This is a genomic window from Streptomyces sp. NPDC104226 (assembly GCF_055584085.1).
Genome location: NZ_JBVJMS010000002.1, coordinates 185,386 through 210,931 on the forward strand (window position 1 = coordinate 185,386; position 25,546 = coordinate 210,931).

24 protein-coding genes are annotated in these 25,546 nt (G+C 71.6%); 9 read left to right on the forward strand and 15 right to left on the reverse strand.

All coding sequences use genetic code 11. The annotated features are described in order from the left end of the window. Nucleotides 1-86: 86 nt before the first annotated feature. The 3 genes from ACZ60J_RS06220 to ACZ60J_RS06230 all read right to left on the reverse strand — a co-directional run bounded on the left by ACZ60J_RS06220 (nucleotide 87) and on the right by ACZ60J_RS06230 (nucleotide 3,580). Entirely contained in the window at nucleotides 87-833 is a 747-nt protein-coding gene (locus tag ACZ60J_RS06220) for an ABC transporter ATP-binding protein (RefSeq protein ID WP_469679259.1), read from the reverse strand. Between the two features lie 6 nt (nucleotides 834-839). Continuing rightward, entirely contained in the window at nucleotides 840-2,225 is a 1,386-nt protein-coding gene (locus tag ACZ60J_RS06225) for an FtsX-like permease family protein (protein WP_469679260.1), read from the reverse strand. A 77-nt stretch (nucleotides 2,226-2,302) separates the two neighbouring features. Next, nucleotides 2,303-3,580: an FtsX-like permease family protein gene (locus ACZ60J_RS06230; RefSeq protein ID WP_469679261.1), complete on the reverse strand. Its 1,278-nt coding sequence runs from the start codon at nucleotides 3,578-3,580 to the stop codon at nucleotides 2,303-2,305. Between the two features lie 159 nt (nucleotides 3,581-3,739). On the opposite strand from ACZ60J_RS06230, the gene ACZ60J_RS06235 reads away from it, so the two are divergent. Beyond that, entirely contained in the window at nucleotides 3,740-4,402 is a 663-nt protein-coding gene (locus ACZ60J_RS06235; RefSeq protein ID WP_469679262.1) for a response regulator transcription factor, read from the forward strand. After that, nucleotides 4,393-5,619 (forward strand): sensor histidine kinase, encoded by a 1,227-nt coding sequence (locus tag ACZ60J_RS06240; protein ID WP_469679263.1) that lies wholly within the window; start codon nucleotides 4,393-4,395, stop codon nucleotides 5,617-5,619. Before ACZ60J_RS06235 ends, ACZ60J_RS06240 begins: the two co-directional genes overlap by 10 nt. A 32-nt stretch (nucleotides 5,620-5,651) precedes the next feature. On the opposite strand, the gene ACZ60J_RS06245 is transcribed toward ACZ60J_RS06240, so the two are convergent. Next, nucleotides 5,652-6,605, reverse strand: a complete 954-nt coding sequence (locus ACZ60J_RS06245; RefSeq protein ID WP_469679264.1) for a tellurite resistance/C4-dicarboxylate transporter family protein — start codon at nucleotides 6,603-6,605, stop codon at nucleotides 5,652-5,654. 157 nt (nucleotides 6,606-6,762) lie between these two features. After that, nucleotides 6,763-7,449, reverse strand: coding sequence for an alpha/beta fold hydrolase (locus ACZ60J_RS06250; protein WP_469679265.1), 687 nt, complete (start codon nucleotides 7,447-7,449; stop codon nucleotides 6,763-6,765). A 213-nt stretch (nucleotides 7,450-7,662) separates the two neighbouring features. Between ACZ60J_RS06250 and ACZ60J_RS06255 the strand changes: the two genes are divergently transcribed. Next, nucleotides 7,663-8,304, forward strand: a complete 642-nt coding sequence (locus ACZ60J_RS06255; RefSeq protein WP_469679266.1) for a carbonic anhydrase — start codon at nucleotides 7,663-7,665, stop codon at nucleotides 8,302-8,304. A gap of 9 nt (nucleotides 8,305-8,313) precedes the next feature. On the opposite strand, the gene ACZ60J_RS06260 is transcribed toward ACZ60J_RS06255, so the two are convergent. Continuing rightward, on the reverse strand, nucleotides 8,314-9,303 hold the full coding sequence (locus ACZ60J_RS06260) for an L-threonylcarbamoyladenylate synthase (protein ID WP_469679267.1): 990 nt from the start codon (nucleotides 9,301-9,303) through the stop codon (nucleotides 8,314-8,316). A 110-nt stretch (nucleotides 9,304-9,413) separates the two neighbouring features. Further along, the gene (locus tag ACZ60J_RS06265) at nucleotides 9,414-10,163 is read right to left on the reverse strand and encodes a GntR family transcriptional regulator (RefSeq protein ID WP_469679268.1); all 750 of its coding nucleotides are present in this window, start codon (nucleotides 10,161-10,163) and stop codon (nucleotides 9,414-9,416) included. 378 nt (nucleotides 10,164-10,541) lie between these two features. On the opposite strand from ACZ60J_RS06265, the gene ACZ60J_RS06270 reads away from it, so the two are divergent. After that, nucleotides 10,542-11,777 (forward strand): PTS transporter subunit EIIC, encoded by a 1,236-nt coding sequence (locus tag ACZ60J_RS06270; protein WP_469679269.1) that lies wholly within the window; start codon nucleotides 10,542-10,544, stop codon nucleotides 11,775-11,777. Nucleotides 11,778-11,925: 148 nt separating this feature from the next. Here ACZ60J_RS06270 and ACZ60J_RS06275 read toward each other — a convergent pair whose 3' ends face one another. Next, the gene (locus ACZ60J_RS06275; protein ID WP_469679270.1) at nucleotides 11,926-13,140 is read right to left on the reverse strand and encodes a cation:proton antiporter domain-containing protein; all 1,215 of its coding nucleotides are present in this window, start codon (nucleotides 13,138-13,140) and stop codon (nucleotides 11,926-11,928) included. 923 nt (nucleotides 13,141-14,063) lie between these two features. On the opposite strand from ACZ60J_RS06275, the gene ACZ60J_RS06280 reads away from it, so the two are divergent. The 3 genes from ACZ60J_RS06280 to ACZ60J_RS06290 all read left to right on the forward strand — a co-directional run bounded on the left by ACZ60J_RS06280 (nucleotide 14,064) and on the right by ACZ60J_RS06290 (nucleotide 17,145). Continuing rightward, a complete protein-coding gene (locus ACZ60J_RS06280) occupies nucleotides 14,064-15,131 on the forward strand; it encodes a YVTN family beta-propeller repeat protein (RefSeq protein ID WP_469679271.1) in 1,068 nt (355 codons plus the stop codon). A gap of 89 nt (nucleotides 15,132-15,220) precedes the next feature. After that, nucleotides 15,221-16,234, forward strand: coding sequence for an SPFH domain-containing protein (locus ACZ60J_RS06285; RefSeq protein ID WP_469679272.1), 1,014 nt, complete (start codon nucleotides 15,221-15,223; stop codon nucleotides 16,232-16,234). Beyond that, nucleotides 16,231-17,145 (forward strand): hypothetical protein, encoded by a 915-nt coding sequence (locus ACZ60J_RS06290; RefSeq protein WP_469679273.1) that lies wholly within the window; start codon nucleotides 16,231-16,233, stop codon nucleotides 17,143-17,145. Before ACZ60J_RS06285 ends, ACZ60J_RS06290 begins: the two co-directional genes overlap by 4 nt. Nucleotides 17,146-17,164: 19 nt before the next feature. Here ACZ60J_RS06290 and ACZ60J_RS06295 read toward each other — a convergent pair whose 3' ends face one another. Then, nucleotides 17,165-17,821, reverse strand: a complete 657-nt coding sequence (locus tag ACZ60J_RS06295) for a TetR/AcrR family transcriptional regulator (RefSeq protein ID WP_469680249.1) — start codon at nucleotides 17,819-17,821, stop codon at nucleotides 17,165-17,167. A gap of 198 nt (nucleotides 17,822-18,019) precedes the next feature. On the opposite strand from ACZ60J_RS06295, the gene ACZ60J_RS06300 reads away from it, so the two are divergent. After that, on the forward strand, nucleotides 18,020-19,474 hold the full coding sequence (locus tag ACZ60J_RS06300; protein ID WP_469679274.1) for an MFS transporter: 1,455 nt from the start codon (nucleotides 18,020-18,022) through the stop codon (nucleotides 19,472-19,474). Between the two features lie 131 nt (nucleotides 19,475-19,605). Here the strand turns inward: ACZ60J_RS06300 and ACZ60J_RS06305 are convergent, their stop codons facing one another. After that, complete coding sequence (locus ACZ60J_RS06305) at nucleotides 19,606-20,178, reverse strand: snapalysin family zinc-dependent metalloprotease (protein WP_469679275.1); 573 nt, start codon at nucleotides 20,176-20,178, stop codon at nucleotides 19,606-19,608. 264 nt (nucleotides 20,179-20,442) lie between these two features. Between ACZ60J_RS06305 and ACZ60J_RS06310 the strand changes: the two genes are divergently transcribed. Continuing rightward, nucleotides 20,443-20,874, forward strand: coding sequence for an OsmC family protein (locus ACZ60J_RS06310; RefSeq protein WP_469679276.1), 432 nt, complete (start codon nucleotides 20,443-20,445; stop codon nucleotides 20,872-20,874). A 99-nt stretch (nucleotides 20,875-20,973) separates the two neighbouring features. Here ACZ60J_RS06310 and ACZ60J_RS06315 read toward each other — a convergent pair whose 3' ends face one another. From ACZ60J_RS06315 to ACZ60J_RS06335, 5 genes are all read right to left on the reverse strand, one after another. Continuing rightward, nucleotides 20,974-21,276 (reverse strand): hypothetical protein, encoded by a 303-nt coding sequence (locus tag ACZ60J_RS06315; protein ID WP_469679277.1) that lies wholly within the window; start codon nucleotides 21,274-21,276, stop codon nucleotides 20,974-20,976. Nucleotides 21,277-21,366: 90 nt separating this feature from the next. Then, complete coding sequence (locus tag ACZ60J_RS06320; RefSeq protein WP_469679278.1) at nucleotides 21,367-22,173, reverse strand: NAD-dependent epimerase/dehydratase family protein; 807 nt, start codon at nucleotides 22,171-22,173, stop codon at nucleotides 21,367-21,369. Beyond that, complete coding sequence (locus ACZ60J_RS06325; protein WP_469679279.1) at nucleotides 22,170-23,333, reverse strand: hypothetical protein; 1,164 nt, start codon at nucleotides 23,331-23,333, stop codon at nucleotides 22,170-22,172. Before ACZ60J_RS06325 ends, ACZ60J_RS06320 begins: the two co-directional genes overlap by 4 nt. Next, the gene (locus ACZ60J_RS06330; protein ID WP_469679280.1) at nucleotides 23,330-24,571 is read right to left on the reverse strand and encodes a glucarate dehydratase family protein; all 1,242 of its coding nucleotides are present in this window, start codon (nucleotides 24,569-24,571) and stop codon (nucleotides 23,330-23,332) included. The genes ACZ60J_RS06325 and ACZ60J_RS06330 overlap by 4 nt, the downstream gene beginning before the upstream one ends. Beyond that, on the reverse strand, nucleotides 24,571-25,494 hold the full coding sequence (locus tag ACZ60J_RS06335) for a 5-dehydro-4-deoxyglucarate dehydratase (protein ID WP_469679281.1): 924 nt from the start codon (nucleotides 25,492-25,494) through the stop codon (nucleotides 24,571-24,573). The genes ACZ60J_RS06330 and ACZ60J_RS06335 overlap by 1 nt, the downstream gene beginning before the upstream one ends. Nucleotides 25,495-25,546: the final 52 nt, after the last annotated feature.

Below are 25,546 nucleotides of genomic sequence, written 5' to 3' on the forward strand. Positions count from 1 at the left end.
ATCGCCTCCGACGACCTCACCGATCTCCTCCACTGCGGCGACGGCCGGACCTGTCCCTCGATGGGCAGCATCCGGCCCGACACGGCTTACCGCCTGTCGGCGGATCGGCGGCCCGGCGTCACGTCCAGTTCTGTGAGCTTGCCCTTGCGGAGGTTGAGGATGCGGTCGGACTGGGCTGCGAGTTGCTGGGAGTGGGTGACGACGACCACGCATTTGTCCTGGTGGTGGGCGAGGTCGCGGAAGGTGTCGATGATGCCCTGGGCGGTGTCCTCGTCGAGGTTTCCGGTGGGTTCGTCGGCGAAGAGGATGTCGACGTCGCAGGCGAGTGCGCGGGCGATGGCGACGCGCTGTTGCTGTCCGCCGGAGAGGTGCATGACGTTGCGGGTCGCCATCGCCTTGTCGAGGCCGATGTCTTCGAGGAGTTGCAGGGCGCGTGCCTTGCGGTTTCCGGTGGCGGGTTTCGCACCGGTGATCTCCATGGCGGTGGTGACGTTCTGGAGGGCGGTCATGTAGGTGAGCAGGTTGTACTGCTGGAAGATCGTGGCGGCGTGCTTGTTGCGGTAGCGGCCGAGGCCGAGCCGGGTGAGGTCCTGCCCGTTGAAGCTGATGGTGCCTTTGGTGGGGGTGTCGAGGCCGCTGGCGAGGGAGAGCAGGGTGGTCTTGCCGCTGCCGGAGGGGCCCAGGATGGTGTAGAAGGTGCCGCGTTCGAAGGTGTGGTCGACGTCGCGCAGGACGGTGGTCCTGCGGCGCTGGCCGGAGTAGGTGTGGCTGATGCCGGCGAGGCGCAGGAGCGGCGGGGCCGTGGTGTCGGGGGTCGTGGTGGGGGTGGTCATGGCGGGTCACTTGCCCTTCGTGAGGATGGTTCGGGGGCTCAGGCGCAGTACGGAGGCGGCTGGGACGACGGTGGCGAGGAGGCCGATGCCCAGGCCGATGCCGCCTACCGTGGCGAGGTCCGCCGGGTCGAGGGCGACGGTGATCTTGTCGATGGGGTCGGCGTTGTCCACGGGCCGGTCGTTGGGGTCGATGCCCTGACCGAGGCCGGTGCTGCCGGGGGCCGGGGGTTTCCAGGAGCCGAGCCTCTCCGCGGCGGCGGAGGCTTCCTTGCCGAGCAGGGCCTGGCCGGCGCTCTGGGTGAGCTGGGGGGCGAAGAGGGAGCTCACGCCGATGGCGACGGCCGCGACGAGCACGATCTCCAGGACCTGCTGGGCGATGAGCCTGCTCTTCTTCTCGCCCATGGCCAGCAGGATCCCGTACTCGGTACGGCGCTGCTTGACGGCAAGGTTCGCCAGGAGGGCCAGTACGGCGGCGCCGGCGAGGCCCATCAGCCACATGCCGAGCGTGGCCGTGGAGCGGATGCTCTTCAGGGGGCCCGTCATCTGCTGGACGGCCTTGTCGTTGGCGTCCAGCTTGAAGCCGGTCAGCGCCTTGCCCGCGAGCTGCTTCGCCCGGCTCTTGAACGCGTCCTGTTCACCGGCGTCCTTCAGGAGGAACGTCGCCTTGCCGACCTTCCTCGGACCTTCGCTCTCGGAGCCGAGGGCGGACAGGCCGCCCACCGTCGTGTAGAGCATGTTCGCGGGGCTGATGCCGTACTCGGGGTCGGCGTCCGTGGTCGGGCGCGGGTCCCGGTAGATGCCTCCGACGGTGAACTCGCCCGTGGTCTTCTCGTCGTTGCCGGTGAGGGTGATCCTGTCGCCGACCTTGAGGCCGTTCTGCTCGGCCAGGCGCTCCTCGATCAGGAGCTGCTTCTTGTCCTTGTCGGCGGCCGTGATGTGCGAGCCGGAGACGAGGGCGGACTTGCCGCTGCGGAAGTCGGGCAGCAGTGAGGAATCCAGGATGCCCATGGCTACGGTCCCGCCGGGGCCCATGTCCATGGGGCCCTTGGTCCCGCCGTCGACGAGTTTGTTCCTGCCTGTCAGGACGGCTCGGTCCCACGTGGAGTAGGTGTACTTCTGCACCTGGGGCAGCGAGCCGATCTTGTCGACGGTCGCGGCGTCGATGCTCGGTGCCTGCATCTGTGCCGCACTGCCCAGCTGGCTCATGTCCATGCCGAGGTTGACCTCGGCGCCGACCGAGCGTTTGGCGTCCTGTTCGGCCCGGGCCGTCGCACCGTTGATCAGGACGCCTGCCAGCACCATCACGGAGATGACGAGGAAGGTGGCCAGGGTGATGAGGGTCCGGCCCTTACGGGCCCACAGGCTCAGGCCTGCGCGTTTGACGAAGTTCATGGAACGGGCTTTCTCGGTGTGTGTCGGCGGTTGGCTGTTCAGTGCGGCGGGCCGGCTGGGCGGCGCCGGTGATGGAGCTATTCGGCATCGGTGAGGATGGATCGGGGGTGCAGGCGCAGGATCCCGATGCCGGGGACGACCGTGGAGACCAGGGAGATGCCCAGGGCGATGCCGGCGACCTTGCCGACATCGGCCGCCTCGACCCGTACGGTGGGCGGGGCGACCCCGGTGTCCGGCGTGCGGGCGGCCGAGACCGGCTTGTCGTGGTAGCGGCCCAGGAAGGCGTCCCCGGCGCTCTGTCCGGCGATCGAGCCGGCGAGAGCCGCGAGTGCCACGGCGGGCAGGGCCACGGCGGCCACCTCCACGGCGTGCTGGCCGATGAGCTTCCACTTCTTCTCGCCCATCGAGAGCAGCACTCCGAGCTCGGAGCGGCGCTCTCGGATCTGCAGCATCACGATGAGGCCGAGGATCAGTGCTCCGGCCACGGCGATCACCCAGACGAGCAGTCCCGCGAAGGCGCCGACCCGCCGGATGGGCACGACCTGGTCCTTGTACGCCTTGTCGTTGACCTGGAAGTCGAAGCCGCCCCTGCCCAGAAGCTCCTCGGCTTCGGAGTGGAGCTGTCGGGCCTGGTCAGGCGAGCCGATCTTGAACACCGCTTCGCTGACCGTCGCCGTACCGGAACCGAGCTTCTGCGCCGTGGCGACCGGAACGTAAAGGGTGTTGCCCGGCAGTTCGTCCGGCGCGACCCACATCGTCGGCTCCTGGGCCGGATCCTGGTAGATGCCTACGACGGTCACCGGGACGGTGTGCTTGCCGTCGGCGGAGCGCACCTGGAGGGTGTCGCCCACTTTCAGGTTGTTCTTGTCGGCCAAGCGCTGCTCGACCACGGCGACGTCGCGGCCGGCATCCTCAGGGGTGATGCCGCGGCCCGCCGTGAGCTTCGCCGAGCCGTACGAGAAGGGCAGCAGCATGCCCGAGTCGCGCACGCCGTCCACGGCCAGCTCGCCCTTCGCCTTCTCCGCGACCACGGTGGCGCCATCCGGCTCCGGGACCTTCGACGTCAGCGGCTCGAACCCCTGGGCCGCGGCCCGCACCCGGGTTTCCACGTTGTAGCGGTGCACCAGGCCCGAGCCTGCGAGGCGGTCGGCCAGGGCCGGAGTCAGACCCTCCTTCCTGACGGTCACGTCGACGCCGATGGTGCGCTGCGCGTCGGCTTCCTGGCGGGCCGCGGCGGCCTGCAGCAGAAAGCCGCCCAGGAGCAGGGTGCAGATGACCAGGAAGATCGCGAGCAGGGCGGCGGTCCTGGATTTTCTGGCACCAAGGCTCGTCCCGGCACGTTTGACGAAGTTCATGGCGATGACGAAAGCAGCCCGCTGTTTGCTGGGGGATAAGCGTGTTACAGCGGTATAAGGACCTGCTCTCGCAGTCCGGCCGCAGCCAGTCGTTCAGCTCTCCGGGAGCGCCCGCGCGTCCTTATCCGGCTGTAATCCTGATCTTGATTTCCTGGATCCATGAGAGTCCTGGTAGCCGAAGACCACCGTGTCCTGGCCCGCACCATCGCCACCGGTCTGCGCCGCCAGGCCATGGCCGTGGACATCGCCGGCACGGGAGACGAGGCCGAGCGGATGTGCCTGCTCACCGCCTACGACGTGCTGATCCTGGACCGCGACCTGCCGGTGATGAGTGGGGACGAGGTCTGCAGACGGCTGCGCGAGCTCGCCGACCCGCCCCGGATCCTGATGCTCACGGCGGCCGGCGAGCTAACGGACCGGATCTACGGTCTCACCGAGCTCGGCGCCGATGACTACCTGGCCAAGCCCTTCGATTTCACCGAGCTCGTCGCCCGGGTCAGGGCGCTGAGCCGGCGCACTCCCAAGCCTGCCCCGTCCCTGCTGCACTTCGGGCACATCACCCTCGACCAGACGCGCCGCGAAGTGTCCGTGGACGGGACGACGCTGGAGCTGTCCGCAAAGGAGACCGCGGTCCTGCGCATGCTGATGCGGGCCGGCGGTGGGCTGGTCGCACACGACGAGATCGTCCGCACCGTCTGGGACGAGCACCTCGACACCGGCACCGGCGTGGTCCGCACCACCATCAGCCGCCTGCGCGGCAAACTCGGGGACTCCTGCCTGATCCTCACCGACAAGGGAGAGGGATATCGGCTGTGCGAATGACCCCCCGGGCCCTGCTCGACCGCCTGCCCTTCCGCACCCGCCTCGCCCTGGCCTTCTCCGGCCTCTTCCTGCTGACCGGCATCCTCCTCCTCACCTTCGTCGTGGTACTCGCCCGCTACGGAACGGCCCAGCAGGTCCAGGGCATCGCGATCACCTACCACGACGCGCCCGACGGGCAGAGGACCCCCACCACGCCCGACCCCCAGACAGACCCCCAGGCCGAGCTCGTGGAGCCGCTCCCCTCACGGCCCGACCAGCTCCCCGAACCGCCGGGCGACAGCGCGTCGATCCAGAAGATCGACCAGACCGTGCAGGCCGTCCAGAACGCCGCACTGCGCCAGATGATGCTCTGGTCCGGCATCGGCCTCCTCGTCATGGCGTTGATCGCGGGGCTCCTCGGATGGTGGCTCGCCGGACGGGCGCTGCGCCCTGTCGCCTCGATGACCGAAGCAGCCCGCCGCATCAGCGAAGAGAACCTGCACCAACGCCTCGCACTGACCGGCCCCGACGACGAACTCCACCGCCTCGCCGACACCTTCGACACCATGCTCGACCGGCTCGAGCGGTCCTTCGAGAGCCAGCGCCGTTTCGTGGCCAATGCCTCGCACGAACTGAAGACCCCCCTCGCCGTCCAGCGCGCCACCCTCCAGGTCGGCCTCGCCGACCCCCTGCCCGACGGCCTCACCGAAGTCCGTGAGGACCTCCTCGACGCCAACCGGGAAGCGGAACGGCTCATCAACGCGCTCCTGCTCCTGGCCCGCAGCGACCGCGGCCTGGAGAACACCGAACCCGTGGACCTCACGGCGACGGCCCGGATCCTGACCACCGAACTGACGCCGCTCGCGGCCGAAAGCGGCCTGCGCATCAACACCGACGCGACCGCGCCCCTGTTCGTTCCCGGCGATCCCGTCCTGCTGCGCCACCTGCTGACGAACCTGATCCGCAACGCCATCCAGTACAACCACCCCGGCGGGCACGTCCTCGTACGATCCGGGGCCTCCACCGTGACGGTGACCAACACCGGCCCCCGCATCCCCGCCGACCGCATCTCCGACCTCTTCGAGCCCTTCCGTCGCCTCGACGCCGACCGCACCGCCACCACCGGCCACGGCCTGGGCCTGTCCATCGCCGCCTCCATCGCCCGAGCCCACCACGCCACCCTCACGGCCCGCCCCGGCCCCGACGGCGGTCTCGCCGTCACCCTGCGCTTCCCCTGAGCGCCAGAGGTGTCGGCTTCACCGCGCCCCGGTCAGGGCGCGGGGTGGCGGCGGGCCGGCACGCCCGTGTGGAGCATGCCGTAGGCGGTGAGGAGCCAGGCGGCTGCAGCGATCCACAGGAGGACCCGGCCGAGGGTGCCGAGCCAGGGCACCGAGGCTGCCGTGCCCGTCGACAGGGCGGCCACGGAGGTCATGCCGAGGGGGAAGACGGTGGCCCAGCGTCGCAGGTCGTAGCGCGGGCGGGGCCGCAGCACCTCGCCCGTCGCGAGGACCGCGTACCAGGCCAGGGCGAGGCCGAGCAGGACGAAGGTCGCCACGCGCAGCGCCTCGTACGCCGTACCGGACCAGACCCCGCAGGCCAGCAGCTTCGAGCCGGCGAGGGCCGAGATGGCCATGGCCCCGCCGGCCACCCAGTGGTCTCCGGCCCCTGCCAGGACTTGGCGGAAGTCGAAGCGGATCAGCGCGTCCAGGTACAGGATCTGTCCGAGGAGGAAGAGCACCAGCCCGGCCCACGCCAGCCAGTGGCCGGTGTGGGGCGCGAGGGTCGCGGAGAGGACGACGAGGCCCTGCGTGGCCACGCAGATGAGGAAGACGGCTCCGGGCGCACGCCACGCCAGATGGCGCAGCACCCCGGTCAGGAGCACCGGCCAGACGAGGAAGGCGAGGATCAGCAGGACCGCGGCGGCCGCGTCGCGGCCCAGGAGCGACAGCCGGACGCCCAGCACGGTGGTGGCCGCCACCGCGGTGAGGGCGGGCGGCGTGTCCGACCGCTCCTGCCAGGCGTGCCGGTCGCCGAGGAGCAGGGCCGCGAAATCGTAGGCGAGGACCAGCCACAGCGCCGCCGCGAGCGCGAGCAGCGCCAGGGACACCGTCTCGTACCCGGTGAGGTGGAAGCCGACGGAGACGATGCCCGTCGCCATCACGGCCGCTCCCGCGGCCGGGGGGAGGGTGGCCCACCAGGAGGTTCTGCCCGCGTCCAGGTCCATGCCCCCTATGGGATCGCCCGCTCCACGGCCCCGCCACCGGAGCGCCGGGACACGGAGGTGATCCGCCCGTGAGAGGGACGCCGGCGTCCCTCGGCCGCTGCGGGCGGACCCGCCCGGCCGGAGCAGACGGGCCGGGCTTCGTGCCCCGGTGGGGAACTCAGGCTGCGGCTGCGGCGGCCTTGCGGATCAGGTCGAGTACGGCTTCGGGCTGGGAGAGCATCGGGACGTGGCTGCTGTCGACCTCCACGGTGGTGGCGCCCATGCGCTCGGAGACGAAGCGTTGCAGGTCGGGGTGGACCGCCTGGTCGCCCGTGGTGAGGAGGTACCAGGCCGGCTTGGACTTCCAGGCGGGGTTGTCGGTGGTGGAGGCGAGGATCTCCGCGCGGGGTGCGCCCTGGGTCGCCCAGACGAGCTGCTGGTCCTCCGGGGGCAGGTCGCCGCAGAAGTAGGAGATGCCGTCGGCGGCGATCCAGATGCGCCCGTTCTCCTCCTGGAGGTGGGAGAACAGCTCGGGCGTGGTGAAGCGGCCGATCAGCTCCTGGGGAGTTTCGCCGGAATCCGGGCTCAGGGCCGCGATGTAGACGAGACCGGCGACCTTCTCGTGGTTTCCGGCGGCGGTGATCACGTATCCGCCCCAGGAGTGGCCGACGAGGATCGCCGGGGCGCTGACTCGGTCCAGGGCGCGGTGGACGGCGTCGACTTCGCTTTCCAGCGAGTCCAGGGAGTTCTGGACGGAGATCACCTCGTGGCCCTCGCGCTGCAGTGTGGGGATCAGCTTGCTGAAGCAGGAGCCGTCGGCCCACAAGCCGTGGGCGAATACGACGCTCGGTTTCGTCGGTGCCATCGGTACGTTTCCTCCGCTCGGCGCGGATCGCAGGGTGATCCGCACACCTGACTGACGGAGCCAGTCCACATCGGGGAGGGTGCTGCTACATCCGGGGTGACCCGATCAGGCGAGCGCGGTGAATCGGCTGCGCGGCTGCTGGGCGCAGCCGTCGGGATGGCCCGCCGGGGACCAGGCGGTGCGGCAGCCGGGGTCCGGTCGTAGGCTGCGGGCATGATCGAGATCCAGAACCCTACGCCCCGTGACGCCTTCGACCTGCTCATATCCGGCAATCAGCGCTTCGTCGCGGGCACGCCCGAGCACCCGAACCAGGACGCCGTCCGCCGCACGGAGACGGCTCCCTCCCAGCAGCCGTTCGCCGTGATGTTCGGCTGCTCCGACTCCCGGCTGGCAGCCGAGATCATCTTCGACCGCGGTCTGGGCGACCTGTTCGTCGTCCGCACCGCCGGGCACGTCGCCGGTACCGAGGTTCTCGGTTCCATCGAGTTCGGGGCGAGCGTCCTGAACGCACCGCTCGTGGTGGTCCTCGGCCACGACTCGTGCGGCGCGGTCGCCGCGGCCCGTTCCGCCCTGGAGAACGGGCAGACGCCGGGCGGCTTCGTCCGGGACGTGGTCGAGCGGGTGACCCCGAGCGTGCTCGCCGCCCGCGCCGCCGGACGCGACAGCGCCGACGAGATCCTCGCGGAGCACATCGAGCAGACCGTGGACCTGCTGCTGGAGCGCTCCCGAGTACTGGCCGAGGCCGTTGCCGCCGGGCGACTGGGTGTCGTGGGGATGTCGTACCGGCTGGCCGACGGCAGCGCTCAGGTCGTCACCACGCGCGGGCTCGACCCCGTGGACGCGACCGCTTCCTGACCGCCCGGCTCAGCGGGTGTCGTCGCGGGGTCCCGCCGCCCGGCGGAGCCGGTTGGCGATCGCCAGGCCCAGGCCCTCCTGGGCGGGCAGGGACGCCACGATCAGGTCGCAGCCCGCTTGGTCGAGCTCGCGCAGGTACCCGTACAGCCCCTGCGCGTAGGCGTCCATCGCCTCGGGCAGGGCCACGACGGCGTGGGCCTTCACCTCTGCGCCGGCGAAGGCCGCGGGCAGGAAGACGCCCACCCGGTGTCCCTGGTCCCGGGCGAGCCCGGCCTCGGCGAGGACGTCCTCCGGCTCGACGAGGACGACCCGCGCGGTGGGCGCGTAGTGGGAGGGGTGCTGGCCCGGGACCCGGACGCCGCTGGTGGCGGGAACCGCGAGCGTGCCGCCCAGCACCGCCTCGAGGTCTTCGCGGGTCACACCTCCGGGCCGCAGGATGCTCGGGGTGTCGCCCGTGACGTCGACGATGGTCGACTCGACGCCGACCTGGCAGGCGCCGCCTTCCAGTACGAAGTCGACGGCGTCGCCGAGCTCCTGCCTGACGTGGTCGGCGGTGGTGGGGCTGACCGCGCCGAAGCGGTTGGCCGACGGGGCCGTGACGCCGCCGCCGAACGCCGACAGCAGCGCGAGGGCCACGGGATGGTCGGGTACGCGCACGGCCACCGTCTCCAGCCCGCCCGTCGCCTCCAGCGGCACGCGCGGGCCCCTGCGCAGGACCAGCGTCAGCGGACCCGGCCAGAAGTGCTCCGCCAGCAGGCGCGCGGTCTCCGGTACCTCCGCCACCCAGTCGTCGAGCTGGTCCGCGGCGCCGATGTGCACGATCAGCGGGTGTGTGGGCGGGCGGCCCTTGACCTGGAAGATCCGCGCGACTGCCGCAGGGTCCTCGGCGTTGGCGCCCAGTCCGTAGACCGTCTCCGTCGGGAGGGCCACCAGGCCCCCGGCCCGCAGCACGTCGGCCGCCTTCTCGATGTCCATGCTTGTCGCCGTCACCCGCGCCATCCTAGGTCCGGCGGCGCGCCCTCGATGACGCGTCGGCTTCGGCTGGGACCGGAAGGGGACCCGGGCACGGCCGTCGAGTCGCGTCAGTTGCGTCAGTTGCGCCAATTGCGTCAGTCGAGCCTCAGGCGGAGTTCGTAGCGGCCTGCGTGATACACCTCGCGGCTCCATGCCAGGGGCGTGCGGGAGTCGCCCAGGAAGGTGAGCCGGCTGGCGTTCAGTACGGCGGCGGGCCGGGTCAGCCCGAGGAGGGCCGCCTCGTCCGCCCCGGCGAGGGCGGCGCGCGCGGTGTACAGCGCCGCACCCGCCGCAGCTCCTGCGTCGCGGAGCGCACCGAACAGGGAGGCGGTCGAGAAGTCCGTGTCCTCGAAGCCCGCGGCGTACGCGTCGGGTACGAGATCGTGCGAGACGCACACCGGCAGGCCGTCCAGGAAGCGGGTCCTGCGGAGTTCGAAGGTCCGGGTCCCGGTGGGGATGTCCAGCTGTTCGGCTTCCTCGGAGTCCGCCGGTCGTACGCGCTGCACCAGCACCCGGGCCGTGGCGGCGAAGCCCAGGGCCCGGTTCAGGTCGGCGAAGCCAGGCGCCGCGGATCCGGGTGTATGGGTGAAGGCGACGGGCCGCACCCGCCACCCGCGCCGGGCCGACGACTCGATCAGCCCGCGCTCCTGGAGCTCGGCGAGGGCGCGGCGGAGCGTCACCCGGCTCACGCCGAGCTGCTCCGCCAGGAAGCGTTCGGAGGGGAGGCGGCGGCCGGCCGGGAGCGCCCCGGTGGAGATCGCCCGGGCCAGGGCATCGCGGGTGAGGACGTAGGGCGGGTGGGAGCCGTCCTGGACCACGGGCGCGAGATCGGGAGACACGGACACGACGACGGCTCCTCCAGGGGTCGGTGCGGCGAGGGACGGCGCAGGCCGGGGGCACGGCACCCCCACCTCCCAAGTCTCCCCCACGGGACCTTCCGGCCGCCGCCGCGGAGTCCTGCGGTTCCGCGGTCCTGCGGTTCCGCGGCGCCGCGGTCCCGCGCCTGAGGACCGGTGGGCAGTTTCGGGGCTTTCGCCCCTCCCCTGGTGAGTCCGACGGCCTCGGATCATCTGGTCTGCATCTGGTACATCTGAGGTGTAGGAAACGCAACAGTGCGCGGCCTTGGCCCCGGGCGTGAGCCACAGCGGGTGGAGAGTCACCGGCCGCCCCCGGGTCCCACCCGAGTTGCCCACCTCCTCCCCTCCCCCTTCCGAAGGACGACGATGAGTACCGCCACCACAGCGAAACCGGCGAAGAAGAAGACCGGCGCCGTACTGATGCAGGGCCTGCAGAAGGTAGGCCGCAGCCTGCAGCTCCCCGTCGCCGTGCTTCCTGCCGCCGCCATCCTGCTGCGCCTCGGCCAGGACGACGTGTTCGGCAAGGACGGCCTCCACTGGGGCACCGTGGCCGACGTCTTCGCGACCGCCGGCAACGGCGTCTTCGCCAACCTCCCCCTGCTGTTCTGTGTCGGAGTCGCCATCGGCTACGCGAAGAAGGCCGACGGGTCCACGGCCCTGGCCTCCCTGGTCGGCTTCCTGGTGTACAAGAACGTGCTGACGGCCTTCCCCATCGCCGGATCGGTCACCGAGGCCCTGCCCAAGGGCGCGCCCCAAGACCCGGGAGTCCTGGGCGGCATCCTCGTCGGCCTGGTCTCCGCGATCGTCTGGCAGCGCTTCCACAAGACCCAACTCGTGGACTGGCTCGGCTTCTTCAACGGCCGCCGCCTCGTGCCGATCCTGATGGCCTTCATCGGGACCGCCTTCGGTGTCGTCTTCGGCCTGGCCTGGGGACCGGTCGGCGAAGCCCTCGGTTCGTTCTCCCAGTGGCTGATAGGCCTCGGCTCGGCGGGCGCCGGCATTTACGGCGTGTTCAACCGCGGACTGATCCCCGTAGGCATGCACCAGTTCCTCAACACCTTCTTCCAGCAGCAAGTGGGGTCCTTCACCAAGCTGGACGGCACGGTCGTGCACGGTGAGATCCCCCGGTTCTTCGCCGGTGACCCCACGGCCGGCCAGTTCATGTCCGGCTTCTTCCCGATCATGATGTTCGGTCTTCCGGCCGCGGCGCTCGCCATCGCCCACTGCGCCAAGCCGCACCGGCGCAAGGCCGTTCTCGGCATGATGGTCTCGCTCGCCCTGACCTCGTTCGTCACCGGTGTGACCGAGCCCATCGAGTTCACCTTCATGTTCCTGGCGCCGGCCCTCTACGCGATCCACGCGGTCCTGACCGGCCTGTCGATGGCGGTCACCTGGGGGCTCGGCGTCCACGACGGCTTCGGCTTCTCCGCCGGTCTGATCGACTACCTGCTCAACTGGAAGCTGGCCACCCAGCCGTGGCTGATCATCCCCATCGGCCTGTGCTTCGCGGTCGTCTACTACGTGCTGTTCCGCTTCACCATCATCAAGTTCAACCTGCAGACCCCGGGCCGCGAGCCCGACGACGAGGCGCCGGACGCATGACGCGCGACGGACGGCGTTGACGCCCGGGTCACCGCACCCTCCTCACGCGGCTCCTCCCCCGGATCCCGTACGGCCCTTCGGCCGGGCGGGATCCGGAGGCGCGCCCTCCGGGTCTCTCGGTCCGCTGCGCGGCCTGGGGAGCGCGCCTTCAGACCTTGTCCGTCTCCGGGGCGCGCGTCGCCGCCCTGCGCTGGAAGGCGAGGGCGATCGGCCGGGCGGACAGGCCGTGCAGGAGCACGCTCAACAGGACGGTCAGGCACATGGCCGCGACCACGAAATCGCCCTCCTCGTCGGGGAGCCGGCCCGCGGCCAGGGTGGCGAAGACGATCGAGGTCACCCCGCGGGAGCCGAGCCAGCCCACGGCCGCACGTTCGGGCAGCGACAAGGCCGTCCCGGTCAGGGAGAGCACGACCGGGAGGAACCGGGCCAGCGTGAGGGCGATCAGGGCGAAGCCGACCTCGGCCGCCGTGATCCCGTCGGCGAACTCGTCGACCGCCAGCCCGCCGAGGAGGAACCAGACCGCGAAGGCCAGGAGCTGCCCGACGTGGTGCACCAGGGACAGGTTCGCGTGACCGAGCGCGCGGGCGGCGGGCGCGTAGCAGACACCGGCGACGAAGGCCGCGACGAAGCCGTTGCCGTGGACGAGGACGGCCGCCGCGTAGGTGAGGAACGGCAGTGCCAGTGTCCCGAGCCTGAGGCTCTCCGTCGTGGCCCACTGCGCCGCGAGGGCCCGCCTGACCAGCCATGCCGCCCCCGCCCCCAGCAGACCGCCGATGACCAGTGCCAACGCCGACTCCCGCACCACCCTCCACAGCAGCGAGGCCACACCGCCGTCGCCGACCGCCGTCACGTGGGCGACGGCGAAGAGGAACACCGGGGAGATCAGCCCGTCGTTGAGACCGCCCTCCACGTTGAGCGCGGCACGCACCCGCAGCGGGATGCGCTCGTCGGCCAGCAGAGTGGAGATGGGCGCGAGGTCGATCGGCATCACCACCAGCGCGACCACCAACAGCAGCCACCACCCGGTACCGGGGAAGAGCAGGCCCCCTGCGAGAGTCGCCGCGCCGATGGCCAGGGGCAGTGCGAGACCGAGCAGGCGCCATGCGCCGACCGTGGTCTTCAGCCGGTGGTACTCGGTGGACTCGCAGGCGTCCAGGAACAGCAGCAACGCCAGGACGATCTCCACGCCCCGTTGGAAGCCGTGCCCGCTCAGGTTCTCCTGCACCCACGGATCGTCACCGGTGGTCAGGAAGGCACCCGCGACCGCGAAGGCTAGCGGCGCCGTCACGCTCCACCGGGCGAACCGTTCAGCGGTCACCGACCAGGCCAACAGCAGGCACGCCACGATGAGAAACGCCAGCATGAGCACTCGCACGGGGGAAGACCGGGCGAGCCTTCCGGCCCGTCCGGGAGCCGGACCTGATCACCATGGCCCGTCACGCGCCGGCGAAGACCGCCGCGGCGAGACCAGCCTCCTGGCACGCCGCCTACCGGCCCCGGGAGGCCCATGGACGGGGACGCTAACCCAGGAACCGCGCACGCGGACGGGGAGGATCGCAAGCCACAGGGCAATTACCCCCGGTTGGCCGCTCACGAAGGCGTGGGCGCAGGGGAACCGCAGCGCCTCTCGGCAGGCAGGACGTTCGAGGCCGCATTGATCGGAGCGGTCCTGCTCTGCGAGGATGTCGTCCATGACGAACCAACGAAAGGCCCATGGCGCGTAGACGGCCAGGCCAGGTGCGCGCCAAGCTGCCGCGCAGGCTCCGAGCGGCGCACGGCAGGAAGATGGTTTCCGGGGTCTCGGCGCGCACGCAGAGCGAGATCGCCACGTTCGAGGATTCAGGTTTGTGGCCAGGAGCTGTCGCCGACGCGATGGCCCGGTGGGTCCGTACTGTTCACGGGCCGACCCGCAAGCTGACAGAACCACAGGACCGTGGCTGCGGAGTCCAAGCGTGCTGTCCCTCTGACGCCCATCCCCGCGACATGCTGGAGCAGGCCCTGTGCGGACTGCCGCGACATGCTGCGCGGGAGCTCCAGCGGCTGGTGCATCCCCTTGACGAGGTTTTCCTTTCCCGCACGATCGTGGACTCCTATGGCGATCCGTCCCAGCCGTGGTGGATGCGGAGATGCTGAGGCTCGCACGGGGAGATGCCTCGTAGACGCCCCTCCGCCATCCGGCCGAAGTCCGGATCGTGCCTGCGCTGCGGTACCAGGCAGGACTACTGCGAACGGTTCGACGCAGCGTGGCTCGCGTGGGTTTCCGCTGCGGCGTTTTAGTTTGGCCCCATGACGAGGAGTCAGGACCTGGTGCGGCGAGCGGCCGTGGTGCTCTGCGGGACAGTGGTGCTGATGGGCCCGGGAAACCTGGCCGGCGCAGCCGTCGGGGCGACGGCGGTCGGGTCGTCGCCGCGGCCTGATGTCCTCGTCTACATCGCCGATCTCCACTCCGACACGGTGTCGGTCGTCGACTCCGACACCGGCACCGTCGTGGACAGCGTTCCCGTCGGGGACGGTCCGGACAGCGTGGCCGTCAGCCCGGACGGCTCCCGCGTCTACGTCACCAATTCCGCGGCGGACACCGTATCGGTGATCGACGCCCGTACCAGGACGGTCATCGACACCGTCGCCGTCGGGGACGAACCGAGCAGAGTGACGGTCTCTCCCGACAACCGGAACGTCTACGTCGCCAATGTCGGGTCGGACGACGTTTCGGTGATCAGCACGCGCACCCGCGCCGTGACGGACACCCTCGCGGTCGGCGATGCTCCCCTGGGTGTGGCGGTGGCGCCCGACGGACGCACCCTGTACGTCGCCAACGCCTCGTCCGACACCGTCTCGGTGGTCCGCACCGCCACCGGGACGGTCACCGGCACCATCCCCGTCGGCAGCGGACCGACCGCCCTGGTACTCACCCCCGACGGCCGTCGCCTGTACGTCTCCAACCTGACCTCGGACGACGTGTCGGTGGTCGACGTCCACGGCGGCACGGAAACGGACCGCATCCCGGTCGGGGACCAGCCGGCGGGGATCGCGGTGCGGCCGGACGGGCGACAGGTGTACGTCGCCGACATCGGGTCCGACACCGTCTCCGTGATCAGCACCCGGGCCCGCGCCGTCACGGAGACCGTTGCCGTCGGACACGGCCCCAACGGCCTCGCCGTCAGCCCGGACGGCTCGCTCGCCTACGTCAGCAACTTCGACTCGGACACGCTGTCCGTCATCGACACCTCGACAGCCCGTGTCACGGACACGGTGGCCGTGGGCGACGGGCCGACCGGCGTGGCAGCGATGCGCGGAGACGGTGGGCACGGCCCGAGGTCCGAGCACCGCGCAGGTGCGGCTCTCCCGCGTTGACGAGGCGCCTCGTTGCGCCCCTTTTCGTCCCCTTGACGATATGACCATGTGTCGTTATCGTCGCCTTGACGAAATTAAGGGGGGCCGCCATGGCCGACATCACCCGGCGCTTCGGCTGGCGTCATCTGCGCTCCGCGCCCACCGCCCACATCCGCCACCACAAGCGCGGCCGGCTCGTCCACGACGGGCTGGGGCTCAGCTTCTGGTACCGATCGCTCTCGGCGGCACTGTCCGAAGTCCCCGTCGACGACCGGGAGCTGGCCATGGCGTTCCACGCCCGTACGTCCGACTTCCAGGACGTCGCCGTGCAGGCCACCGTCACCTACCGGGTCAGCGACCCCGCCGAAGCCGCGGCCCGGCTCGACTTCTCCGTCGACCCGGACACCGGGAGCTGGCGCGGAGCCCCCTTGGAGCAGATCGCCACGCTCCTCACCGAGACCGCGCAGCAGCACACCCTGGACGTACTGGCCCGCACTCCGCTGGCCGTCGCTCTGGTGGACGGGGTCGCCTCCGTGCGGGCGAGCGTCACTGCCGGTCTCGCCGCCGAGCCCAGACTTCCGGCCACCGGCATCGAGGTGGTGGCCGTACGGGTCGTGGCGATCCGCCCCGAGGCCGAGGTGGAGCGCGCCCTGCGCACCCCCGCCCGCGAACAGATCCAGCAGGAGGCGGACCGGGCCACCTACGAGCGACGGGCCGTCGCCGTCGAGCGTGAGCGTGCCATCGCCGAGAACGAGCTGGCCAGTCAGATCGAACTGGCCAGGCGTGAGGAGCAGTTGATCGACCAGCGCGGCACCAACGCCCGCCGCGAGGCCGAGGAGAAGGCTGCGGCGGACGGCATCCGTACCGAGACCGAGGCGTCCCGCAAGGTCAGCCTGGCCCGCGCGGACGCCGAGGCGGCGCGCGAGACGGGCGCGGCGCAGGCAGAGGTCCAGGCAGCCTGGCTGCGGGTGCACGACGAAGCCGGCCCGGGCACGCTGCACGCCCTGGCGGCGACCCGGCTGGCGGAGAACCTGCCGCGGATCGAGAGCATCACCCTGTCCCCCGACGTCCTCACCGGGCTCCTCGCCAAGCTCGGACGCCCGGAAGGCGGCGCGGGCGCGTGAGCCTGGCCCCGAGGGCGGTGGTCGTGTACCGCAGAACGGAGTACGAGGAGCTGCTCGCCCGGCACGGGACGCACGGGCAGGCCGCGTTCTTCCTGTCCAGCCGGGGCCGGTCGATCGACGAGGTGGTCCGCCGCCACGAACGCACGCGGCAGGCGCTGCGGGAGGTGGCGGCGGCCGTGCCGCTCACCTGGCGCAGCTCCCGGGTGGAGCGGTCGGACCTGGACCGCTTCCTGTTCGCCCCGGAGGACGTGGTGGTCGTGGTCGGCCAGGACGGCTTGGTCGCCAATACCGCGAAGTACCTGCACGGACAGCCGGTGGTGGGCATCGACACCGACCCGGGGCGGAACCCGGGGGTCCTGGTCCGGCACCGCTGCGCCGACACGGCCGCGCTGCTGCGTGCGGCCATCGCCGCCGGAGGCCGGGCGGAGGAGTTGACCATGGTCGAGGCCGTCGCCGACGACACCCAGCGCCTGCTCGCGCTGAACGAGATCTACCTGGGCGCGCACGGTCACCAGACGGCCCGCTACCGCCTGGGTTCCGACGGTGACAACGGCGACGGCGACGGCGGCCAGGGTGAGGCCCAGGCCTCCTCCGGCGTGCTGGTGGGCACCGGCACGGGGGCCACCGGCTGGCTGCGTTCCCTGTGGCTGGAGCGCGGCAGCTCCGCCGCGCTGCCCGCACCCTGCGAGCGGCGGCTCCTGTGGTTCGTACGGGAGGCATGGCCCTCCCCCGCGACCGGTACGACGAGGGTCGCCGGGGAGCTGGAGCCTGGGCAGGCGTTGCAGCTGACCGTGGAGTCGGACCGGATCGTGGTGTTCGGCGACGGGATGGAGAGCGACGCCCTGGAGCTGACCTGGGGCCAGAGCGTACGGCTGGGCATCGCCGGAACCTCGCTGCGCCTGGTGACGTAAGCGCGTCACTCCCCTCGGTTCAGACGGCGCGCGCCGCGGCCTGGAGGCGGAGGCCTGCCAGCGTGAGGTCGAGTGCGGCGCGGAACTGGTCGATGTCCTGGTGGCCTTCGAACTCGTCGACGATCTCGTGGACGAAGGGGAATTCCGCCGGGTCCAGTTCCCGCCAGGTCTGGGCGAAGCGGCCGAGGTAGTCGTCGCGGTCCACCTCTCCGTCGAGGACTTCCCGGGGTGGTTCCTGGCCGAGGTCGATCGCGGAGCCGACGACGACGCCGGTGATGGCGGACACGGCGTGGAAGCGCTGGCGGGCGGTGAGGTCCAGGCGCAAGGTCTGCCTGCCCAGCAGTTCGTACAGGCGCAGGGTGTTGCTCTGGACGTCGGTGTTGCGCATGAAGTACGCGCCGAGCCAGGGGCGGTCGACGATGGCGTCGAAGAGGGTGAGGGCCATCGCGCGGAGGTCGTCGACGGGGTCCTCGGTGCCGGGGAGCTTCTCCACCTCGGCCAGGATCGAGCCGATCACGTGGTCGGTGGCGAGGTCGAGGAGCTCGTCCTTGTTCTCCACGTACCAGTAGATGCTCGCGACGCCGCCGCCGAGGCGCTGGGCGAGCGCCCGGAACGTCAGGGCCGGCGCCCCGGCCTCGTCGAGCAGGGCGACCGCCTCGGCCAGCACCGACTCCATGGAGTGCGATGCCCGGCGACGAGTCTTGCCGGTGCCGTTCTGTGGACGTGGCATGACGGAGTCCCCTTCTCGCTTTCCCGCCTTCTCACCTTCTCGCTTGCATCGTATCGAACGGTGTTCTACCTTAGCGAATGGAACAGCGTTCGATACTCGTGCGTCGTTCGATACTCGTACCGCGTTCTATCGGAAGGGGTCGCCATGACCACCACCACGACGCACGCTCCCGTCCCGCGCACCTATCCCTCCCTACGGGCGGCGTGGATACCCATGGCCGCCCTCTGCCTGGCCTTCTTCGTCGAGATGGTCGACAACACGCTGCTGTCGATCGCGCTGCCCACCATCGGCCGCGATCTCGGCGGCGGCACGACCGCACTGCAATGGGTCACCGGCGCCTACTCCCTCACCTTCGGCGGCCTGCTCCTCACCGCCGGATCGATGGCCGACCGGCTCGGCCGCCGCCGTGTGCTGCTCATCGGGCTGGCCGTCTTCGGTTCCCTCAGCCTGGCGGTGGTCCTGGTCACGACCACGGGGGAACTGATCGTCCTGCGGGCCGCCCTCGGGATCGCCGCGGCCGCCATGGCGCCGATCACGAACTCCCTGGTCTTCCGCCTCTTCGACGACCAGGCCCTGCGGATGCGCGCCATGACGGTGATGATCGTCGTCGGCATGTCCGGCTTCGTCCTGGGGCCGCTGCTGGGCGGGACCGTCCTCGCCCACGTCGGATGGCAGTGGCTGCTGATCGTCAACGCGCCCATCGCCTTGATCGCCTGCATCGGCGTGCGGCTCGGCGTCCCGGCCGACCGCCCCGAGGACCTCACCCGGGACGCCCTCGACCTGCCGGGCGCCGCCCTGAGCATCGCCGCCATCGGACTCGCCTGCTACACCCTGACCAGCGGCGTCGAGCACGGCTGGGGCTCTGCGATCACCCTTGCCTCGATCGCCGGCGCGGTGGCTTCCGCGATCGCCTTCGTCCGGCACGAACGCCGTACGGCCGCCCCGATGCTCGACCTGAGCCTCTTCTCCCGGGGCACCGTCCGGGGCGCGGCCGTTGCCCAGATCGGCACCTCCGTCGCCATGGCGAGCGTGATGTTCGGACTCATCCTGCACTTCCAGTACGCCTACGGCTGGAGCCCGATGCGCGCCGGCCTCGCCAACCTTCCGATCATCGTCACCATGCTCGTCGCGACCCCCCTCTCCGAGTGGCTCGCGCACCGCTTCGGCCACCGCATCGCCTGCCTGGTCGGCGCCGCCTGCATGGCCGGCGCGCTCGCCGGTCTCTCGTGGGGCGTCGGGCACGGCTACCCGGCCATCGCGGCCTGCATGGTCCTGATGACCATCGGCCTGCGCACCGTCATGACGATCTGCGCGGTCGCCCTCGTCGAGGCGATGCCCGCCAACCGCACCTCCCTGGGCGCCGCCCTGAACGACACCGCTCAGGAAGTCGGCTCCAGCCTCGGCACCGCCCTCGTGGGCACCCTGATCGCCGTCCTCGTCACCACGCAGCTGCCCGTCGGCACCTGGAGCGACGAGCTCGTCGCCTCCTTCTTCCACGGCGAACGCATCGCCTACGGCCTCCTCGCGATCGTCGTCGGCATCATCTCCGCCGGTGGCGCCCTGGCCCTCACCGACTCCCGCACCACGGACGAGCACTGAGGCCCCGAACGGGGCGCGGGGGTCAGAGCATGTTCTCGTAGATGTTCACGCGCGTGGGCCGGGACGGCGCCCTGCGGGAGTCGTGTCCCCCGTCAGGGCGCCGCACCGGTCCGCCCCTGGTGACCCTCCGGTCAGGGGGCGTCGATGAGCATCCGGCCGTCGGTCGGCACCACGGCCGCGAGTCCGTTCGCGTACGCGTTCTGCACGCGGGAGCGCTCGGTCGCGTTGGGCACGGCGTTGGTGCAGGCCGTTCCGGCGCTGGACCCGGACATCAGCTGGGAGCACGGGCCCGGCTTGGTGTCCGGGAGGCCCAGGCTGTGGCCCAGTTCGTGGGCGGCGATGCGCGTCTTGTCGTACCCCTGGCTCACGGCCTGCGCGCCGAGTTCGACGCGCACCTGTCGCCCGGGACGGACCGGACCGAGGGTGGCCTGCGGCCAGCCGGTGGTGGCCACGATGACGATCTCGGCCCGGACCCCGGGCGGGGCCTCCACCAGCCGAACGTTGCTGACGTTCGCGTTCCAGGAAGCGACGCCGGCGGTGATGGCCGCTTCCCAGCCGACGGCCCGGCTGTCGTCGTAACGGAGTGTCACTACGGCCGCGGAGGCGTCCGGCGCGGGCGTGGGGGCCGCGGTCGCGGCGGTTGCCGCCGCGAGGACCAGTGCGGCGGCGGAGGTGCCGACTTTCAGCCAGGTGCCCAGAGACATGGTCGTCTTCCTTCATCCGTGGGGGGACCCGGCCCCTCGGCGGAACCGGGGCACTGGAGACGCCGCCACCGCCCGCCGGTGGGCCCGCACGTTCGGACGGCCGCCCCTCCGGAGCCCTAAGAACGTAGCCCCGCACCCGGCCAACCCGTCATGCACCTGCCAGCCATTTCCGGCAGGCACTCCGGCCGCTGCCCGGTCAGCGGGCGCGTGATTCGAGGGTGCCGTGCGCGGGGTTGTGGTGGTGGGGGGACTACCGTCCATGGCATGACTGCTGATTCTCTGCGCTCCGTTTCCGTCGAGCGGACCGGTCCGGGCATGTTCACCGCGACCAACTCCCGCGGTGACACCATCACCTTCGGCACCGGGTCCGGCGGGGGCTTCACCCCCGTCGAGCTCTTCCTCGCCGCGATCGGCGGGTGCTCCGCGGCGGACGTGGACGTCGCCACCAGCCGGCACGCCGAACCCACCGAGTTCTCCGTCGCCGTCCAGGGACACAAGGCCGAGGACGCGGGCGGCAACCGCATGACCGACCTTCAGGTCGCCTTCACCGTCCGCTTCCCCGAAGGTGAGGGCGGCGACCGGGCCGCAGCGATCCTGCCGCGCGCCGTGAAGACCTCCCACGACAAGCTCTGCACGGTCAGCCGCACGGTGGAGGCCGGAACCCCGGTCACCGTGACAGTCGTCGACACGGACTGACGAGCCCTGACCGCCCTCGAGGCGAGTTCTTCCCCCACCGTGCCGGCGGCGACGCCCTGGGGAACGCGTCGGCGCCGGCAGGGCCCACCCGGGGTTCGACTACTGGACGAACAGGCTCATGCCGGGGGCGGGGCGGACCAGCTGACCGGGCAGCACGGTGCCCGTCACCTGGCCGTCGCAGTGGGGGCCCGACCACACGAAGGCGGTCTCGTCCGTGAAGTTGGCGACCTCCGAGGGCGCGAAGTCGCCGAGCGGGTAGCAGCCGGACGGGTCGTGCACCGGCGCCCGATCGATGAACAGCACCCCGTCCGCCGCCTGTGCCGTACCCGGCGCCGCCAGCGCCAGGGTCAGCGCCGCCGCGCACGCCCCCAGCACCCGTGCCACGCTTCGTGTTTCGCGCATCCCGGTCCACCTGCCTCTTTCGCCTTGCCGTGACCACTGCCGTTCGTTCGTCACCGAGGGTAGGGCATCCGCACTCACGGTGATGACGGGTCAGGGGGTGAGGCCCTCGCGGGTGAAGTGTCCACCCACGAAGCGGGCGTCCACGTGGTCGGGGTCGAGCTCGCCGTACTCGGCCAGGAGTCCGGGCGCGTAGGACTCCGCGTCGTCCTGCGGCACGTAGCCGAGGGCGCGGGCAGAGGTGAGGTCCCACCAGGCGCGGGTGTTGGCGCTGATTCCGTGGACCACCGTGTGGCCGACGTCGGGAGCGGTCAGGGCGGCGTGGACCAGACGGGCGCAGTCGGCCGGGCTGAGCCAGGTCGACAGCATCCGCACGGTACGGGGGCGTTCGAAGCAGGAGCCGATGCGTACCGACACCGTCTCCACGCCGTACTTGTCCGCGTACAGGGAGGCCAGGCCCTCGCCGAAGGCCTTGGACAGCCCGTAGTAGGTGTCCGGCCGGACCGGCAGCTGCTCGCCGGCCGGGAGGGGCCGGCCGGTGAGCGGGACGAATCCCTCGACGTGGTTGCTGCTCGCGAAGACCACGCGGCGCACGCCCTCCGCCCGTACCGCCTCGTAGAGGTGGTACGTACCGCGGATGTTGGCGTCGAGGACGGCCTCGAAGCCGTCCTCGAGGGAGATCCCGCCGAGGTGGACGACGGCGTCCACTCCGCGCACCGCCTCCCGTACGGCGTCGGTGTCCCGCAGGTCGAAGGTGAGGCGGTCCGGACCCCCGGCACCGTCGACCGACCGGACGTCGGCGAGGCGCAGTGTGTACCCGTAGGCGGGCAGGAGCGGGCGCAGCAGGGTGGCGACACCGCCCGCGGCGCCGGTCAGCAGGATGGTGCGGGGGCGGGTCATGCGCGGAACTCCTTCGCCAGGGCCGCGAGCAGCGGCAGTCGTTGCCTGGGTAGCAGGCCGAGGTGGTAGAGGCTGAGCCGGGTCGCGCCCGCGGCACGCAGCCGCCGTACGTGGGCGGGCAGTGCGGCCGGGGCGGCGGGGGGCAGGGTGGTGACGTACGCGTTGACCGGGAGTCCCGACTCGACGGCCTGCCACACCAGTTCGGCGCTCTCCGGTCCCGTCGGCCAGCAGGGGACGAGCAGGGCGTCCGCGTCCGCGGCGGCGCTCTCCGTGAGGCCGGGTGACGGGCCCGTGGCCCACGGGTCGGGGTGGGCGTGCAGGGTCACCTCCGCCCCGGGCAGCGTGGTCCGTACGGATTCCAGGACCCGCGCGCGCAGGGCGTCGGCGGCCTCGTGCCTGACGTGCAGGAGCGCATCCCCGAGCTCCGCCGGGAGGTCCCCTCCGCCGCGCAGGTGCCCGGTCACGCGCTCCGGATCGAGTCCCGCGGCCTGCCACGCGGCGCGGCAGGCCGCGCAGCAGCACACCGACAGGGCCCGCAGCTCGGCTGGCGAGTAGGCCCCGTCGGACTTCTCGTGGCAGCCGGCGTGTACGGCGCCCAGCTGGCCCGCGGATTCCAGCGAGACCCCGTGCACCGCGTGCGGGGGCAGGTCGCGCAGGGCTTCGGAGGCGAGGGTGGCGCAGTACTCCCGTACCTCTTCCTGTGCGGGGCAGAGCGCATAGGGGTAGGTCTCGCCGAAGCAGTTGGTGACGGCGAGATCCGGGTGCCGGGTGCCCAGGAGGCTGTTGTGGGCCAGTACCAGCCAGGCGCTCACCGGAATCCCGGCCTCGGCCAGGGCCAGGGCCGCGGCGGCCGCCGGGTCGGCGTCCTCCACCCAGGCGGCGCCGGCCGGCACCAGGCGGCGTCCCGCCCAGGCACCGGCCCGGACGGGGCGGTAGAGGGCGGAGTGCCGGGCGTCGACGAAGCGGTGGCGCGGGTGCAGCGGGGTGGCGGCCCGGGTGGAGTGGTAGCTGACGGCCAGGGTGACGGAGTCCAGCCCGGCTTCGCGGACCCGGTCCGCGAAGCCGGGATCGCCGACGACGTCCCAGGGGTAGGCGTGGCCGGAGACCGTGGGGGGCGGGGCCTGGGTCGGGGTCAGGTTCGGGGTCGGGTTCGGCGTCACCAACGCGGGCGCCTCTTCTCGTAGCCGGGGTCGAAGGTCTGCATGTGGCCGGTGTCGTCGCGCTCCCGGATGCCGCAGCGCAGGTAGTTCTCGTGCAGCCGGGCGAGCGCGTCGGGATCGAGCCGGACCCCGAGGCCCGGCCGGTCGGGGACCGGCACCGAGCCGTCCTCGATCGCCAGGGGTTCGGCGAGCACGTCGACCCCGCACTGCCACGGCGTGTGGGTGTCCGCCGCGTAGGTCATCTCGGGCAGTGCCGCGCCCAGATGGGTCATGGCGGCGAGGCTGATCCCGAGGTGGCTGTTGGAGTGCATGGAGACGCCGACGCCGAACGCCCGGCAGATCGCGGCGAGTTCGACGGAGCGCCGCAGCCCGCCCCAGTAGTGGTGGTCGGCCAGTACCACGCCTACGGCGCGCTGCCCGAAGCCCTCGGGGATGTCCTGGGTGCCGACGACGACCATGTTGGTGGCCAGCGGCATCGGAGCCGTCCGGGCCACCTCGGCCATGCCGGGTATTCCGGGAGTGGGGTCCTCCAGGTACTCCAGCAGGCCCTCGGTCTCCGCAGCCACCTTCGTCGAAGTCTCCACGCTCCAGGCCTGGTTGGGGTCCAGTCTCAGCGGGTGGTCGGGGAAGGCATCACGCAGGGCGCGGATCGCGTCGATCTCCTCCTCCGGCGGCCGCACACCGCCCTTCAGCTTCAGCGAGCGGAAGCCGTAGGTGTCCACCATCGCCCTGGCCTGCGCGACGATCCCGTCCGGGTCCAGCGCCTCCCCGTACGGATCGGGGCCGGCCCATTTGTAGAAGAGGTAGCCGGCGTACGGCACCCGGTCGCGGACCCGGCCGCCCAGCAGGTCGGCGACGGGCCGTCCGGCCAGCTGTCCCTGGAGGTCGAGGCAGGCCACCTCGAACGGGCTGAGCACCCGCAGGACGGTCTTCTCCGGGGTGGAGCCGCCCGTCAGGCCGTGCCGGTCCGGGGCGTCGGCACCGCCGAGCACGGACCGGATCCGGCGCAGCAGGCCGTTCGTGTCGTACGGGTCCAGGCCCACCAGGGCCGCGGCGGCCTCCCGTAGCAGCGCGAGGTGCGGGGCGTCCCCGTAGGTCTCGCCGAGTCCGGTCAGCCCGTCGCCGCAACGGAGTTCCACGATGGCGCGCAGGGCCCACGGCTGGTGCACCCCGGCCGAGTTGAGCAGGGGCGGGTCGGGAAACGCGACCGGGGTGACGACCACCTCCCGGACGCGCATCACACCTCCAGTGCGGCGAGGGCGGCGCGGCCGCGGGCGATGATGCCGGCGAGGCGGCGTTCGTGTTCCGGTGAGGCGTCCACGAGCGGCGGCCTGACGTGGCCCACGGCCAGCCCCGCGAGCCGCGCCCCGGCCTTGACCAGCGAGACGGCGTATCCGGGTGCGGCGTCGCGCAGGGCGACGAACGGCAGGTAGAACTCGGCGAGCAGTACCTGCACGGCCTCCGTGTTCCCGGTGCGCACCGCGCGGTGGAAGGCGGTGGCGAGGTCGGGGGCGAAGCAGAGCACGGCCGAGGAGTAGCAGGCCACGCCGATGGCCTCGTAGGCCTGGACGGAGAGTTCGGCGGTGGGCAGGCCGTTGAGGAAGCCGAACTCGGCGGCGCGCGGGTGGCCGCTGGTGCGGATGGCGGTGACGAGGCGCAGCATGGCGTCGACGTCGCCGCGTCCGTCCTTGATGCCGGTCACGGTGGGGATGTCGAGGAGCCCGACGGCGGCGGCCTCGTCGAGGACGGCGTTGGCCCGTTGGTAGACGGTGATCGGGAGCGTGGTGGCGGCGGCGACGTAGCGGATGTGTTCGAGGAGCCCGGCCGGGGTGGAGGCGATGAGGTACGGCGGCAGGAGCAGCAGGCCGTCGGCTCCGCACTCGGCGGCGGTCGCGGCGAACTCGCCGGCCATCCGGGGGCCGCCGCCGCAGCCGGCGACGACGGGGAGGCGGCCGTCGGCGACGCGGACGGCGGTGGCGACCACGTCGCGGTACTCGTCGGCGGCGAGCGCGGTGAACTCCCCGGTGCCGCATGCCACGAACAGGCCGGCCGGGCCGGCGGCGATCTGCTGCTCCAGATGGTCGGCGAAGACGGCCAGGTCGACCTTGTCGTCGGTGGTGAACGGGGTCAGTGGAAAGGACAGCAGCCCTTGCAGGCGCATGGGTTCCCCTTGTGAGTGGGTGCGGACGTGCGTGAGGTAGCGCGTGTGGATG